Consider the following 13,775-nt stretch of genomic DNA (forward strand, 5'->3'; position numbering starts at 1 on the left):
GTAGAATGACTGCAGCATGCCGGTAAAGAGGGGTGCGAAAATAAAAACAATCGAGGAGATTTCATATGGAATTTTTGTGGTTTCTGATCATTGGAGCCGTAGCCGGTTTCCTGGCGGGGAAAATCATGAAAGGCGGAGGTTTTGGACTGCTTGGCAACCTGATTGTCGGGATTATCGGCGCGGTGCTCGGCGGCTGGCTGTTCGGCGTGTTGGGCATATCTGTGAGCGAAGGCCTGATCGGCAGCCTGATCACCGCCGTGGTCGGTGCCGTCGTATTGCTTTTTATCGTCGGCTTTTTCAAGAAGAACAAGGCAGCCTGACCCGGTTAAAGCCGTCGCCGCAAAAAACCGGCAATTCCCAAATAAAAGCGACAGGGAGAATATCTCTTCTCCCTGTTTTTTTTGACCTGGTCATCACTATCTGTAAAATCGACACCCAACCATAAGCGGAGCAGGAAATCAGCAAAATGCAATTCAGTCAGTTTGGAATAACCGATATTAAGGTCTCGCGCATCTGTCTCGGCACCATGACCTGGGGGGAACAGAATACGGAACAGGAGGCATGGGAACAACTGGATTACGCCACCGGCAAGGGCGTCAATTTCATTGATACTGCGGAACTCTACCCGGTCCCCCGGCGCGAGGAAACCCAGGGCCGGACCGAAGAATATATCGGCAACTGGATGGAGGCCCGGGGCAACCGGGATAAAATTGTTCTGGCGACCAAGGTCATGGGGCGGTCGGATATGCCCTGGTTTCGTCCTTTTACCGATATTACCCGGCTCAACCGGGAACAGATCACCTATGCGCTGGAGCAGAGCCTGAAACGGCTGAAGACCGACTATGTGGATCTTTATCAACTGCACTGGCCGGACCGCCCCATCAATCTTTTTGACCAGTCCCGGGGCTACAAGCATATTGAAGACGATGACGCGGTGCCGCTGGAGGAAACCCTCGGCGTGCTTGATGACCTGGTAAGGGAAGGCAAGATCCGGGAAGTGGGCCTGTCCAACGAAACGCCCTGGGCCACCATGAAATGCCTGCATCATGCCGAGACCCGGGGACTGCCGCGGGTGCAGTCGGTCCAGAACGCTTACAACCTGCTGAACCGGCTGTATGAGCATGGCCTGGCGGAAGTGAGCCACCGGGAAGGGGTGGCCTGCCTGCCTTACTCTCCCCTCGGCGGCGGCACCCTGAGCGGTAAATATCTGGGCGGGGCCCTGCCGGAAGGCAGCCGGCGCCAGCTGTTCGGCAGATTCACCGACCGGTACCAGAAGGTCAATACGGACGACGCGGTCGCGGCCTACAAGGCGCTGGCGGAGGAACATGGCCTCAGCCTGGTGCAGATGGCCCTGAAATTTGTCGACAGCCGTGACTTTGTGACGTCAACTATCATCGGCGCCACCACGATGGCGCAGCTGGAGGAAAATATGGCGGCCTTTGAGCTGGCATGGACCGAGGAGCTGGAACAGGGCGTCAGCAGGATATTCGAGAAATATCCTAATCCGGCTCCTTGAGACCGGCCGCGCGTTGAAAACAGGAAAGGGAGCCGGTCGGGCTCCCTTTTTTATGAACGCATTCCCGTTGCGTCAGTCATCCACCGGCTTGATCATGTCGGACGGGCCGATGGGCAGGCTTGGCAGGGTGATCCTGGGCTGGTCTCCGGTCAGGCTTTCCAGGAAGGCGACAATATCGGCTACATCTTCCTTGCTCAGCTCTTCATCCAGCTGAGCCTTGGCCATAACCTGGACCGCTTCTCCCAGGTCCCAGACCACGCCGGAATGGAAATAGGGCGCGGTCAGCGCCACGTTGCGCAAAGCGGCAGAGCGGAAACTGTAGGCATCGCCCTCATCCCCGGTGAGATCCTGGACACCTTTGTCCTCCCGGGGCAGGATTTTCTTGTCCGGCATATTCATCACGCCGAACTGGAAGAAACCGCTGCCGCCGAGGTTGACGCCGGAATGGCAGGCTGTGCAGCCGTAATCCATGAAGGCACGCAGGCCGCGTCTCTGCCGGTCGCTCAGGGCTTTCTCGTCCCCTTTCAGGAAACGGTCAAACGGCGCATTGGGGGTAATCAGCTCCCGGGCTTCGAAGGCGGCAATGGCCTTGGCCACATTGGTGTAATTGACCGGCTGCTTGTCACCCGGAAAGGCTTTCCGGAACAGGGCCACATACTGCGGGATAGAAGACAGGGTTTCCACCGCCAGATCCTCCCGGTGCGCCATCTCCACCGGATTGGTGATCGGACCCTTGGCTTGCTCGGTCAGATCGGCGGCGCGGCCGTCCCAGAACTGGCTGTCGTTAAAGACCGAATTCAACACGGTCGGGGAGTTGCGGCCGCCCAACTGCCAGGTGTGGCCGACAGATTTGGGACGCATGTCCACGCCGGCGGTGGCGACATTATGGCAGCTGTTGCAGCTGAAGACCCAGCTTTTGGACAGACGGGGCTCGAAATAAAGCATTTTGCCGAGCTCAACCTTTTCTTCAGTCAGCGGATTGTCCTCTGACTGGGGCACCGTTTCCGGCAGCGGCTCGAAATAGTCACGGGCCTCGTCCAGAAGCTCGTCACAGCAGGCGGGAGGAGTCGAGGCGGCGGCGGAAGCAGCCATGGCGGACAGCACAGCGATCAAAGTCTTGCGACGAAAAATTCTGGAGATTTTCATTATCAGACCTCATTCAGAAAGAACCGGGGAGTCAAAATTATATTTCAACACAAATAAATTATAAAATATTGTTTTCTCTAACTTCTACTGGATGCTTTGATAAATACCGGAATTGAGTTAAATGACATTGATGTGGAACAATACGCGACATATTTTTGACAGACGTCCGGAGAAAACAGAATGACGAAGGAAATTGCAACATTTGCAGCGGGGTGCTTTTGGGGGGTGGAGCTGGAATTCGGTAAGGTTCCGGGCGTGACCTCCACCCGGGTCGGCTATACCGGCGGGCATCTGGAAAATCCGACCTATGAAAAAGTTTGTGAGGATACGACCGGTCATGCGGAAGCTGTGGAAGTTGAGTTCGACCCGGCGGTGGTGAGTTATCAGGAGCTGCTTGATAAATTCTGGGGCATGCATGACCCGACAACACGCCATCGGCAGGGACCGGATATCGGTTCACAGTATCGCTCGGCCGTTTTCTGCCACAGTGAAAGTCAGAAGACGCAGGCTGAAGAATCGCTGGCCCGGGAGGACGCTTCCGGACGCTGGGCGAACCCGGTGGTCACAGAAATTCTTACGGCGGAGAAATTCTGGCCGGCAGAGGAATATCATCAGAAATATTTGCAGAAACGCGGCATAGATATTTCCTGCCACTAGGAAAAGATAATAGAAATCAAAGGGCTTATGCTGGTTCGTTACCTATGGCATCGGTATGTTTTGCAGAAAGAGTCGACCCGGCGGATGCTGCTGTCTTCGAACTTTAGATGCAATAGATTGTTGTGTTTTTGTTAGAGGGCTCTAAATTTGTAAGCGTCTTTTAAACGGAAGTTCGGCTGGTATGTAGCCTGGTTCGATAAGTTGACTCGGGGAACATGGGGATTAGGTCAGGGAAAAAAATGGGTACTTCAGCCGAAAAGCGGGAAAAGGGACGACAGATCCTTTTCCAGTTGCTCTTTGGCCTGATTATCATTGTTTTCATCATTGCCTCGCTGGTGGTTACCACAAATTTGCAGAAGCAGAATGTCCTGGAGGAAGCCCGGCAGGAAACCCGCCGCAAGCTCATGGATACCGCCTTTTTTATCCGACAGCAGTTGGACAGGGACATTTATCTGCTGAAAAGCCTGACATCATATGTCTCGGTTCATCCTGACCTCAAGGAGGCCCAACTGAAGCATTTTACCGGCGATGTATTCCAGCGGGACTCTCATGTTGCAAGTGTAGGCATTTCCGCGGGATACCGGATCGGTTTTGTCTATCCCGAAAACGGCAATCGTGTTGTGATCGGCCTGAATTATTTTGACTTGCCGGATCAGCTTTCTTCCATAGAAAAGGCCCGTAAAACCGGAGAAATTCAGCTGGATGGTCCCAGCCTGTCGATTCAGGGCAATGTTGTGCTGTTTCTCAGGGGACCTGTTTATGGGCCCCAGCCCGAAGGTAAGGAAGGACAAGCGGAATTTCTGGGCTTTGTGTCCCTGCTGCTCGACGTGGACCGTCTTTTTGCAGAAACGGCGCTTGCGATGTCGTCGCCGACCTATACAGACTTCGAGTATACTGTCAGGACCAGGGATAAGAATGGCAGCGGCTATATTACAGTTCATGGAGAGGATATCCCGCCCGGCATGCCGGTCCTGACAACCGAGATGCAGGTGCCTGGGGGAATCTGGGAACTGGTGGCCAAACCGTCCCCCCTCCCGACCACAATACAACCGGTGCAGTGGATAATCTGGGCCGGCGGATTGTTCCTGATCATTTTTGTGATTATTTTCACCGTTACCCGCGTCAAATATATTGAGAACAGATTTGAAGCCCAGGCGAATCTCCGCAAGGCGCTGCTGCAGGCGGAAAAGGCGAACCGTGCCAAGTCGGAATTCCTGGCCAATATGTCCCATGAACTGCGTACGCCGCTCAACGCCATTATCGGGTTTTCAGACATCCTTAAACAAAGCGCTGACCTGAATGTCAGTCGTGAAAAATTTACCGAGTATGCCCGCGATATCAATGAAAGCGGCAGCCATCTGCTGGAAATTATCAATGACATTCTGGACCTGTCCAAAGTTGAAGCGGGAAAATATGTAGTTCATGAAGATGTTGTCTGGCTGGAGGAAATTGCCGGACAGTGTGCGCGTCTGCTTGTGGACAATGCGAAGGTCAAGCGTATCCACTTATCCAGCCGGTTCCAGGAAGGGTTTCCCGCCCTGAAGGCGGATGACAGGCTGATGAAACAAATCCTGATCAACCTGCTGACCAATGCCATCAAATTCACACCGGAAAAAGGACGGGTGGATATTATCGGCACCTTCCAGCCGGGTGACGGTGTCATGGTTACCGTGGCAGATACCGGGATCGGCATGTCGGAGAGTGATATCGAGCGGGCGATGGAGCCGTTCGGTCAGGTGGAATCCTATCTGACAAGATATCATCAGGGCACCGGCCTGGGCCTGCCGCTGGTCCGGGGGTTTGTGGAACTCCAGGGAGGCGAGGTGGAGATTGACAGCACACCCGGCCAGGGGACCAACGTCCGGATAACTTTTCCAGAAAACCGGGTTGTAAAGCCGTAAGACTTGTTATGCCAGCCTGGGGAGCCGGACGATGGCGGTTGTGCCGAAATGTTTTTCCGACCTCAGTTCAACCTGCCCGTTCAGGAGGCAGGCAAACCGACTGACCAGAGTCAGGCCAAGTCCTGTGCCCTCGCGGGACCGGCTGTAGCTGTTATCGACCTGAACAAACGGTTCCATGACTTTTTTGAGTTCTTCGGGGGACATGCCGAGGCCATTGTCCTTGACGAATATTTCCAGTGTATCGCCGTCGACTTTCGCCGCGGCCTGCACCCTGCCGCCTTGAATGTTATATTTTACGGCATTTGATAACAGGTTGATGACGATCTGCCGGAGCAGCCTCATGTCTGTCCGGAATTCACAATCAGTTATTTCGATCTCCAGCTTGATATTTTCTTTTTGTGCCAGTGTGGCGATAAAATCACGGCATTCCTCCATCATGCCGCCGACGTGGAAGTCACCCACAGAAAGTTCGATCTTCCCGGCCTCCACCTTCGCCAGGTCTAGGATGTCGTTGATCAGGTCAAGCAGATGCAGGCCGCTTTTGCGGATCGCCTGGATATAGTTTCTTTGCCGTTGTTCATCCAGCGGGATGTCATGGAGCAGCATGAATTCCGCGTAGCCGATCACCGCATTGAGCGGGGTGCGCAGTTCATGGGACATGGTGGCGAGGAATTCCGATTTGGCCTGGTTGGCTTCCTCGGCCTTGATAGCAAGCTGTTCTGAATGTTTGTGGAGGTGGCGCAATTCCTCCTCGACATTTTTGCGACGTTCAATTTCGTTTGCGATTTCGTTGATGGCGGGCAGCCAGTTGAAAAGGCCGAAGGCGATCAGAAATATACCCGGTATGTACAGGGTATAGGTGACGAGCGGGCTGGCATGCCACTCCGTGCCGGTCAGATGGATGAAGAGCTGCTGGCCCGGGGAGATTTTTTCGAGATAAAGGACCAAGGCAACCAGTGCACAGTAGACGCTGCCGGTCATGAAAAACATATGTCCCCGGTTCAGGCCGGGAAGCAGGGAGCGCCGGAACATAATCGCGAGCGGAACCGACGTGACAGTCAGAAACAAAATTAGATAAGGATGCCAGAATTGCTGCAGCACTCATTAGACCTCGAAAAATTTCCGCCGGAACTGGGCCGGGGGCTCCAAGGTATAATCATAAATTGCTAATATTAGATTAAGTGGAATCGATGTGACCGGGGGGGGGGTGAAATGGTCGGAGAGAGAGGATTCGAACCTCCGGCCCCTACGTCCCGAACGTAGTGCTCTACCAGGCTGAGCTACTCTCCGACTGCGGACCCTGATTTATACGTTAAATTCACGGCGGTCAAGAGGAAGCATCATTTTTCTGCCAGTCCAGAATAACCTTGCCGGATTGGCCCGATCTCATCCTGTCAAAACCGGCCTGAAAATCGTCGACCGGGAAGTGATGGGTGAGAATCGGGTCCAGGTTCAGGCCGCTTTCCAGCATGGCGATCATCTTGTACCAGGTTTCAAACATTTTGCGGCCGTAGATGCCGTGAATCTCCAGCCCCTTGAAGATCACATGGTTCCAGTCCACGCCGGTTTCCGCCGGCAACAGGCCGAGCAGCGCCACCTTGCCGCCATGGTTCAGGGTGTCGAGCATGTCGGCGAAGGCGGTCGGCACGCCGGACATTTCCAGCCCCACATCGAATCCCTCGTGCATATGCAGCTCATCCATGACGTCGCGCAACTTTTCCCGGCTGACATTGACCGCCCGGGTCGCGCCCATCTGCCGGGCCAGTTCCAGGCGATAGTCATTGACATCGGTGATGACCACATTGCGGGCGCCCACATGGCGGGCGATGGCCACGGCCATGATGCCGATCGGGCCGGCGCCGGTGATCAGAACATCTTCCCCCACCAGGTCAAAACTGAGCGCCGTATGGGTGGCGTTGCCGAGCGGGTCGAGAATGGCGCCCATATCGTCGCTGATTCCGTCCGGCAGCGGGCAGATATTGACCGCCGGCACCGACAGATATTCGGCGAAGGCGCCGGGGCGGTTGACGCCGATGCCCAGGGTGTTGCGGCACAGATGGCGTTTGCCGGCCCGGCAGTTGCGGCAATGGCCGCAGGTGATATGCCCTTCGGCGGACACCCGCTGGCCGAGGGCGAGGCCCTGGACCTCCGAACCCAGTTCGACGATCTCGCCGACGAATTCATGGCCCACCTGCATGCCGACCGGGATGGTCTTTTGCGCCCAGTTGTCCCAGTTATAGATATGGATGTCGGTGCCGCAGATCGCGGTTTTCCTGATTTTGACCAGCACATCGTTGGGGCCGATTTCCGGCTCCGGGATGTCCTGCATCCAGATGCCTACTTCCGCCTTGCTTTTGACCAGGGCTTTCATGGAGGTGCTCCTTTAAATAACGCCCAGCTCGCGGCCGATGCGGCTGAAGGCGTTGACGGCACGGTCGATCTGTTCGGTGGTGTGGGCCGCGGACATCTGGGTGCGGATCCGGGCCTTGCCTTCGGGCACTACCGGATAGGAGAAGCCGATCACAAAGATCCCTTCCTCCAAAAGACGGTCGGCCATCTCCCCGGCCAGGCGCGCATCGCCCAGCATGACCGGCACAATGGGATGTCCGGCCCCGCCCAGACTGAACCCGGCCTGTTCCATCTTTTCCCGGAAACGGGCGGCGTTGGCATGGACTTTTGCCCTCAGGTCACCGCTTTCCTTCAGCATGTCGATGACGGTGCAGCTGGTGGCGGCAATGACCGGCGCCAGGGTATTGGAAAAGAGATAGGGGCGCGAGCGCTGCCGCAGCCAGTCGACAATCACCGCATCGGCGGCGGTATAGCCGCCGGAGGCGCCGCCCATGGCCTTGCCCAGGGTGCCGGTGAGGATGTCAACCCGGTCGGACAGGCCGAAATATTCCGGGGTGCCGGCGCCGCTCTCGCCCATGAAGCCGACCGCGTGACTGTCATCCACCATGACCATGGCGTCATATTTTTCCGCCAGGTCGCAGATGGCCGGCAGGTTGGCAAGAATGCCGTCCATGGAAAAGACGCCGTCGGTGGCAATCAGCCGGAAGCGGCAGTCCTGCGCCTGTTTCAGGCAGTCTTCCAGGGCCTGCATGTCGTTGTTGGCATAGCGGAACCGCTTCGCCTTGCACAGCCGGATGCCGTCGATGATGCTGGCATGGTTGAGAGCGTCGGAGATGATGGCGTCCTCTTCCGTGAGCAGGGTTTCGAACAGGCCGGCATTGGCGTCGAAACAGCTCGGATAGAGGATCACATCCTCGGTGCCGAGAAAGGCCGCCAGCTTGTGTTCCAGCTCCTTGTGGATATCCTGGGTGCCGCAGATGAAGCGCACCGACGACATGCCGTAGCCATATTTGTCGAGCGCCGTCTTGGCCGCTTCGACCAGCTGCGGATCATTGGCCAGGCCCAGGTAATTGTTGGCGCAGAAATTGATGAAATCCTGGTCGCCCTTTTGCGCCACATGCACCACGGCCTGCTGCGGGCTGGTAATGGTGCGTTCGGACTTGTAAAGCCCGGCTTCTTTCAGGGCGGCGATTTCGGAAGTGAGATGGTCGATATAGCGTCGGGACATTTGGCCAGCATCCTGTAACGATGTTTGAGAAGAAGCCGGTAATATATCATGATAATGGAAAATTCAATATATTAAATATTAAGTATAATATATAGGATTTAAAAAGCACTAGCCTGCGATGACCACCAGCATCGCCCGGGCTTTTGATTTTCCAATATTTTCAATGGCATGGGGGATGTCCGCTTCATATCGGGCGGTATCTCCGGCCGCCAGGTCCTGCTGGTGCAGGCCGTTGCTGATGCGGAGCGCGCCTTCCAGCACGGTGATATGCTCCCGCGTGCCGGCGGAATGGGGCTCCGACTCGAGAATGCCGCCGGGTTCAATCTGCATGTCGTACCATTCCATCTGTGAGACAAGGTCGATGGGGCCGAGAATGCGCAGGCTGCATTTGCCGTCGGCGCTCTGGATGGCCGGGCACTGGTGGCTTGGCAGCACCGAGATTTCATGGCGGGTGGCCTGGTCCTCGCCCTTGCTGTCCAGCAGGTCGGCGAGGTCGATGCCCAGCGGAGCGGTCAGGCTCCACAGGGTGGCGACCGTCGGATTGGTGCGCCCGCGCTCGATCTGCGACAGCATGGATTTTGACACGCCGGACGCCCGGGCCAGCTGTTCCAGCGTCATTTGCCGGGCGCTGCGCAGTTCCTTGATCTTGCTGCCGACATCAGGGGGGGAATGTCTTGACATTTGGGTGGCTCCTCTGTTTTTCCACTATATTGAACAAGGTTGCCGGTGGAAAGAGGAATTTGCTCAGTCTTGACGGGGGTGTTTCAGGTTCATGAGCTCTTCACTGCGGTGGATGATGGCATCGGTCAACTTTTTCATGAAGGCGTCTTTTTCCAGATCTCCGGGCAGGGCCGGATGGAATTCGGCGACCACGGTGCCGGGGATTTTGCGGAAGTCGTGCTTTTTCCAGTGCTGGCCTGAATTGCTGGCCAGGGTGATGACCGGGATGTCCCGCTCCGCCTGGATATGATAGGCGCCGCTTTTCAGCTTGCGCCGTTCCCCCACCAGGGTGCGGGTCCCCTCCGGATAGACCAGCAGCGGCAGCTTCTGGTGATAGATAATGTCGGCCACCACCGGGGTGACTTTATGGGCGGTGCCGGACTGGCGATCGATGGAGATAATATTGAGCTTGCTCAGCACCTGGCCGAGGAACGGCACCCGGAACAGTTCCTTCTTGCCCAGTGCCGTCAGGGTCGGGGCTTCACGGAAAGCAAGAAAAGCGTCCAGGTTGCTCATATGCTTGGCACACAGGATGAAGCCCCGGTCTTTCGGGATATTTTCCCGTCCCCGGATTTCAACCTTGATCCGCGCCACATGTTCCAGCATCCAGACCACCACATTGGCCCACCACAGGATCACCCGCCGCATGGGACGGTCGGTCTTGCACAGCATCAGCGGCGTGAGGATCAGCAGAATGACAAGAGGGGTTCCCACCCAGAAGAAGGTGTTGAAAAGGATCGAACGTAAATACAGCATTTCCCGGATGTGCCTACTTATTATGTTTTGCCGCAGTGTAGTCCTTTTTCCCGCCGATTGCAAAAGCTCTCGCGCCCGGAAACCGTCCCGTCAGGCGGGAGCTTTCTGCTGCGCCGCCTGCCAGTCATCATAGGCAAGATAATAGAATCTGCCCGCCGCCAGGGCCAGGGCCAGGATGCTGGTCAGGATCACTGCCTCAACAAGGCCCTCCGCCTTGCGGTCGAGCGCAAAGGCCATATACCAGGACAGGGGAATCATGACGATATTGAAGGCAAATATATAAATGATCGTCGGCATCCATACATCCTGTCGCCCCCGGAGCGCATTGCCCATGATGGCCTGGGAGGTGTCAAACACCAGCAGGAAGCCGGACAGGCTGATCAGCGGCGTGGTTAGCGCCACCAGCACTTCTGCCGAGGTGAAGAACAGGGTGAGGTTTTCCGCATAAAGCACCATCAACACCGCCAGCGGCAGCATGGTCAGGATATTAAACCCGAGGCCGGCGCTGCCTGCCAGCATCAGGTCGGCAGGATCCCGCCGGCCGAGGGCAATGCCCACCCGGACAGAGGTCGCGCCGCCCAGGCCGATGGCGATCATGAACGGCAGGCCGAACAGCTTGAAGGTGATGGTGGTGGCGGCCAGGGTTTCGGCGCTGATCCAGCCGGCAAACACCATCAGTCCGGCAAAACCGAGATGCTCGGCGCCGTTGGTGATCCCGGCAGCATAGCCGATATGGCGCTGGCGTCGCCAGCCCTTCCAGGACAGGTCCGCTTTGTCGCGAATGCCGAACCTCTCACCATCCTTCAGGACCAGGATGAAGAGCAGCAGGGCGAAAAAGATAAAGACCCGGATCAATGTTGTCGACCAGGCCGATCCGACCGCGCCCATGGGCTCAAAGCCGAAATGCCCGAATACCAGCACCCAGTTCAGGAAGATATTGAGGACATTGGCAAAAATCATGACGATCAGGCCGGGCAGCGGGCGGCTGATGCTTTCCAGGAAAAAGGTGCAGGCCAGCAGCAACGTCATGAACGGCATGCCATAGCCCAGCACCTGCGCCACTTCGCCGCCGCCCCGGGCAATATCGGCATCCTGTCCCAGCGCCAGCAGGATTTCTTCCCCGAACATGCAGATCATCAACCATAGCAGGCCCAGGCCCAGGGCATAGACCATGCCCCGTTTCCAGATGGCACCGGACTCCCGGGGGTTGCCGGCGCCGACGGCGTTGGAGCTGAGCACGATGATGCCGGTCAGCAGTCCGATGGTCAGGACGATCAGGGTGATGACCGGGATGTCGCCGGCGCTCTGGTAGGCCAGGTCCCGGGCGCTGTAGTGGCCGACCATCAGGGTATCCACCAGCCCCATGGCCATGGTGCCGATCCGTTGCAGGACAATAGGAAACGACAGGCGCAGCAGTTCTGACATTTGCCGTGTCAGTCGCTCGCGCAGCCAGTTCTCCGTCGCTGTATTTTGTTTGTCATGCATCCTGTTTTTCCGAAAAAAGGGCACAACCCATACGCCTCTTTCCCGGGGCTGTCATTAAAAAAGAAACCGGAAAGCCATTATTTTCCGGTGCCCCAGCGCAGGGCGATAAGGTTTCATTAACCATTAGATGGGAAAATTGTCGGACAAATGCAGAAATGCAGGGCTGTAAAACTGCGCCCCAAGCAAGATATCAGAAGGATATTGTTATGTCAGGCTATTCACTGGCGGGATTGTTTTCCGCCTTTTCCGGCACCGATACGGGGACCGGATATAAATCACTTTCATTTGATCATTTCCGTTCCCGGGCGACCGACGGGCACCGCCAGGGTCATTCCCGTCACGGCCATTCCGTCCATGACGGGCGCGAAAAGCCGGCGGCGGAGAATAGTTTCCAGATCAGCCTCAGCAAGGTGGGCCGCAGCTATCTGCAGTCGAACGTTGCGGGCACCGAACAGACCACGGAAGAGACGCCGGCAGAGGAACAGGAATTCGCCCTGTTCCGCAATCATGGCCAGCAGCGCCGGGCCCAGGCCTTTCTTGACAACCTGTTGCGCAAGCTGGTGAGCGTCTTCGCCATCAAGATCCTCGGCGATTTCCTCGGGGCCCTGAAGGACGGCGCCAGCCTTGACCAGCTGGCCCTGGATGAAAGCCAGACCGATATTGGCGAGGCAACGGAAAATGAACAGTCTGTGGTGACAGTGGAGGAGCCGGCCGAACAGGAGGACACTCCCGCAGCGCCTTCGCTGGCAACCTTGTCCATTTCTGTCGGCCTGCAGATCGATATCACCATCGGCCAGCTGTCACAGGACGGCGGGGTGCTGTCGTCCCAGACCGTTGAGGCGGACAATCCGCTGGTCAGCGACCAGACGGCGACCAACCTGGTGGCCTGATCCGGTCCCGATCGAAAAAAAGCCCGGCTGTGTGAGCCGGGCTGTCAGGTTCTCAGGCAATTATGACGTCCGGGATAGAGGTCACGGGTGGTAATTTCTCCCCATAATTTCTCTTGGCGCCTGTCTCAGGCGAAAGTCAGGGACGCGCGACGCTGGCGACGCAGCCGGCGGCCGTGGCTTTTTTTCAGGGGCAGCGTTTTCAGAAGCGGGTTGCCGCATTTGCTGTTTTTGATCAGGGTCCAGATTTCCATTTTCACTCTCCGTTCAGATACGATTTCAATCATTTTGATTTCGGTTTTGAACTCGTATTTGCAGGAAGCGTGCCAGTTTTTTCAAAAATAACCAAGTCATTGAAATATAGGGAAAAAATAAATTTCGAGTCTCTGGCAGGAAAAGAAAGACTTCAAAAGTTAGCAAAAAACAAAATAATAATTATTGTTTTTCGCTAACTATTTAAAAAATACAAAATTTGGCGAAGGGTTGCGTCAGCCGCCGAGAAAAGTGATCCGGATACCGTCGAACATATACTGGGTGGCGAGCGCGGCCAGGATCACGCCGAGAATCCGGGTAAAGGCATTGGCGGCAGTATGGCCGACCAGTTCCATGATTTTTGTCGCCAACAGCAGGATCAGGGTGGTGGAGGCGATCACGGTCAGCAGGGCGGCCAGGATCAGTCCCTTTGCGCTCCAGTCTTCGCCCGCCTGACCCATCAGCAACATAATGGTGGCGATGGCGCCGGGGCCTGACATGAACGGTATGGCGATGGGAAAGACCGAGATATCTTCCGGCTCCTCATGCAGTGGATCATAAAACTCATCGTGCTCGGCTTTTTTCTCGCGCCGTTCAGTGCGCTTTTCAAATACCATTTCCATGGCGATCAGGAACAGCATGAAACCGCCGGCGGTGCGGAAGGCCGCCATGCTGATGCCCAGTACCGAGAGGAAGCCTTTGCCGACAAAGGCGAAAAACACCAGGATGATGGTGGCGATCAGGGTCGCCCGGAACACCATTTTCCGCTTATAGGCCGCCTCATGGCCCGAGGTCATCACCGCGAAAATGGGGGCGATCCCGGGCGGGTCGATCACGACAAACAGGGTCACGAAGCTGGTGATGAAAAGTTCAAGCAT

General features: G+C 56.4%; 14 protein-coding genes and 1 tRNA gene. 5 read left to right on the plus strand and 10 right to left on the minus strand.

The genetic code is table 11. The annotated features are described in order from the left end of the window. Positions 1–65: 65 nt before the first annotated feature. Both FIV46_RS04810 and FIV46_RS04815 read left to right on the plus strand, forming a co-directional pair. Positions 66–320, plus strand: a complete 255-nt coding sequence (locus tag FIV46_RS04810; protein WP_139938950.1) for a GlsB/YeaQ/YmgE family stress response membrane protein — start codon at positions 66–68, stop codon at positions 318–320. A 146-nt stretch (positions 321–466) separates the two neighbouring features. Beyond that, positions 467–1,516 carry an aldo/keto reductase gene (locus tag FIV46_RS04815; RefSeq protein WP_139938952.1) on the plus strand — a complete coding sequence of 350 codons (1,050 nt, stop codon included), beginning with the start codon at positions 467–469 and terminating at the stop codon, positions 1,514–1,516. 72 nt (positions 1,517–1,588) lie between these two features. On the opposite strand, the gene FIV46_RS04820 is transcribed toward FIV46_RS04815, so the two are convergent. Beyond that, the gene (locus FIV46_RS04820) at positions 1,589–2,608 is read right to left on the minus strand and encodes a cytochrome-c peroxidase (protein ID WP_246056885.1); all 1,020 of its coding nucleotides are present in this window, start codon (positions 2,606–2,608) and stop codon (positions 1,589–1,591) included. 234 nt (positions 2,609–2,842) lie between these two features. Between FIV46_RS04820 and msrA the strand changes: the two genes are divergently transcribed. After that, on the plus strand, positions 2,843–3,319 hold the full coding sequence (gene msrA, locus FIV46_RS04825) for a peptide-methionine (S)-S-oxide reductase MsrA (RefSeq protein ID WP_139938956.1): 477 nt from the start codon (positions 2,843–2,845) through the stop codon (positions 3,317–3,319). A 239-nt stretch (positions 3,320–3,558) separates the two neighbouring features. Continuing rightward, positions 3,559–5,220: a sensor histidine kinase gene (locus tag FIV46_RS04830; RefSeq protein WP_181163056.1), complete on the plus strand. Its 1,662-nt coding sequence runs from the start codon at positions 3,559–3,561 to the stop codon at positions 5,218–5,220. A 6-nt stretch (positions 5,221–5,226) separates the two neighbouring features. Here the strand turns inward: FIV46_RS04830 and FIV46_RS04835 are convergent, their stop codons facing one another. From FIV46_RS04835 to FIV46_RS04865, 7 genes are all read right to left on the minus strand, one after another. After that, on the minus strand, positions 5,227–6,201 hold the full coding sequence (locus FIV46_RS04835) for a sensor histidine kinase (protein WP_181163057.1): 975 nt from the start codon (positions 6,199–6,201) through the stop codon (positions 5,227–5,229). A gap of 232 nt (positions 6,202–6,433) precedes the next feature. Further along, positions 6,434–6,510: transfer RNA gene (locus tag FIV46_RS04840), tRNA-Pro, on the minus strand. Between the two features lie 37 nt (positions 6,511–6,547). Then, positions 6,548–7,591 carry an L-threonine 3-dehydrogenase gene (gene tdh / locus FIV46_RS04845; protein WP_139938962.1) on the minus strand — a complete coding sequence of 348 codons (1,044 nt, stop codon included), beginning with the start codon at positions 7,589–7,591 and terminating at the stop codon, positions 6,548–6,550. 12 nt (positions 7,592–7,603) lie between these two features. Then, positions 7,604–8,797, minus strand: a complete 1,194-nt coding sequence (locus FIV46_RS04850) for a glycine C-acetyltransferase (protein ID WP_139938964.1) — start codon at positions 8,795–8,797, stop codon at positions 7,604–7,606. Positions 8,798–8,905: 108 nt separating this feature from the next. Beyond that, positions 8,906–9,478 carry a helix-turn-helix domain-containing protein gene (locus tag FIV46_RS04855; protein ID WP_139938966.1) on the minus strand — a complete coding sequence of 191 codons (573 nt, stop codon included), beginning with the start codon at positions 9,476–9,478 and terminating at the stop codon, positions 8,906–8,908. Between the two features lie 63 nt (positions 9,479–9,541). Then, the gene (locus tag FIV46_RS04860; RefSeq protein ID WP_139938968.1) at positions 9,542–10,273 is read right to left on the minus strand and encodes a lysophospholipid acyltransferase family protein; all 732 of its coding nucleotides are present in this window, start codon (positions 10,271–10,273) and stop codon (positions 9,542–9,544) included. A gap of 90 nt (positions 10,274–10,363) precedes the next feature. Next, on the minus strand, positions 10,364–11,758 hold the full coding sequence (locus tag FIV46_RS04865; protein ID WP_139938970.1) for an MATE family efflux transporter: 1,395 nt from the start codon (positions 11,756–11,758) through the stop codon (positions 10,364–10,366). A gap of 206 nt (positions 11,759–11,964) precedes the next feature. On the opposite strand from FIV46_RS04865, the gene FIV46_RS04870 reads away from it, so the two are divergent. Next, entirely contained in the window at positions 11,965–12,648 is a 684-nt protein-coding gene (locus FIV46_RS04870; RefSeq protein WP_139938972.1) for a hypothetical protein, read from the plus strand. A gap of 125 nt (positions 12,649–12,773) precedes the next feature. Here the strand turns inward: FIV46_RS04870 and FIV46_RS18330 are convergent, their stop codons facing one another. Further along, positions 12,774–12,899, minus strand: coding sequence for a hypothetical protein (locus FIV46_RS18330; RefSeq protein WP_281280508.1), 126 nt, complete (start codon positions 12,897–12,899; stop codon positions 12,774–12,776). Between the two features lie 234 nt (positions 12,900–13,133). After that, on the minus strand, positions 13,134–13,775 hold the full coding sequence (locus FIV46_RS04875) for a MarC family protein (RefSeq protein ID WP_139938974.1): 642 nt from the start codon (positions 13,773–13,775) through the stop codon (positions 13,134–13,136).

The sequence above is a fragment of the Emcibacter nanhaiensis genome, from assembly GCF_006385175.1.
Classification (GTDB): domain Bacteria; phylum Pseudomonadota; class Alphaproteobacteria; order Sphingomonadales; family Emcibacteraceae; genus Emcibacter; species Emcibacter nanhaiensis.

Excerpts from the sequence above, each read along its gene's own strand:
- FIV46_RS04810 (WP_139938950.1), top strand. The coding sequence starts at position 66 with ATGGAATTTTTGTGGTTTCTGATCATTGGAGCCGTAGCCGGTTTCCTG.
- FIV46_RS04815 (WP_139938952.1), top strand. The coding sequence starts at position 467 with ATGCAATTCAGTCAGTTTGGAATAACCGATATTAAGGTCTCGCGCATC.
- FIV46_RS04820 (WP_246056885.1), bottom strand. The coding sequence starts at position 2,608 with ATGGCTGCTTCCGCCGCCGCCTCGACTCCTCCCGCCTGCTGTGACGAG.
- msrA (WP_139938956.1), top strand. The coding sequence starts at position 2,843 with ATGACGAAGGAAATTGCAACATTTGCAGCGGGGTGCTTTTGGGGGGTG.
- FIV46_RS04830 (WP_181163056.1), top strand. The coding sequence starts at position 3,559 with ATGGGTACTTCAGCCGAAAAGCGGGAAAAGGGACGACAGATCCTTTTC.
- FIV46_RS04835 (WP_181163057.1), bottom strand. The coding sequence starts at position 6,201 with ATGACCGGCAGCGTCTACTGTGCACTGGTTGCCTTGGTCCTTTATCTC.
- tdh (WP_139938962.1), bottom strand. The coding sequence starts at position 7,591 with ATGAAAGCCCTGGTCAAAAGCAAGGCGGAAGTAGGCATCTGGATGCAG.
- FIV46_RS04850 (WP_139938964.1), bottom strand. The coding sequence starts at position 8,797 with ATGTCCCGACGCTATATCGACCATCTCACTTCCGAAATCGCCGCCCTG.
- FIV46_RS04855 (WP_139938966.1), bottom strand. The coding sequence starts at position 9,478 with ATGTCAAGACATTCCCCCCCTGATGTCGGCAGCAAGATCAAGGAACTG.
- FIV46_RS04860 (WP_139938968.1), bottom strand. The coding sequence starts at position 10,273 with ATGCTGTATTTACGTTCGATCCTTTTCAACACCTTCTTCTGGGTGGGA.
- FIV46_RS04865 (WP_139938970.1), bottom strand. The coding sequence starts at position 11,758 with ATGCATGACAAACAAAATACAGCGACGGAGAACTGGCTGCGCGAGCGA.
- FIV46_RS04870 (WP_139938972.1), top strand. The coding sequence starts at position 11,965 with ATGTCAGGCTATTCACTGGCGGGATTGTTTTCCGCCTTTTCCGGCACC.
- FIV46_RS18330 (WP_281280508.1), bottom strand. The coding sequence starts at position 12,899 with ATGGAAATCTGGACCCTGATCAAAAACAGCAAATGCGGCAACCCGCTT.
- FIV46_RS04875 (WP_139938974.1), bottom strand. The coding sequence starts at position 13,775 with ATGCTTGAACTTTTCATCACCAGCTTCGTGACCCTGTTTGTCGTGATC.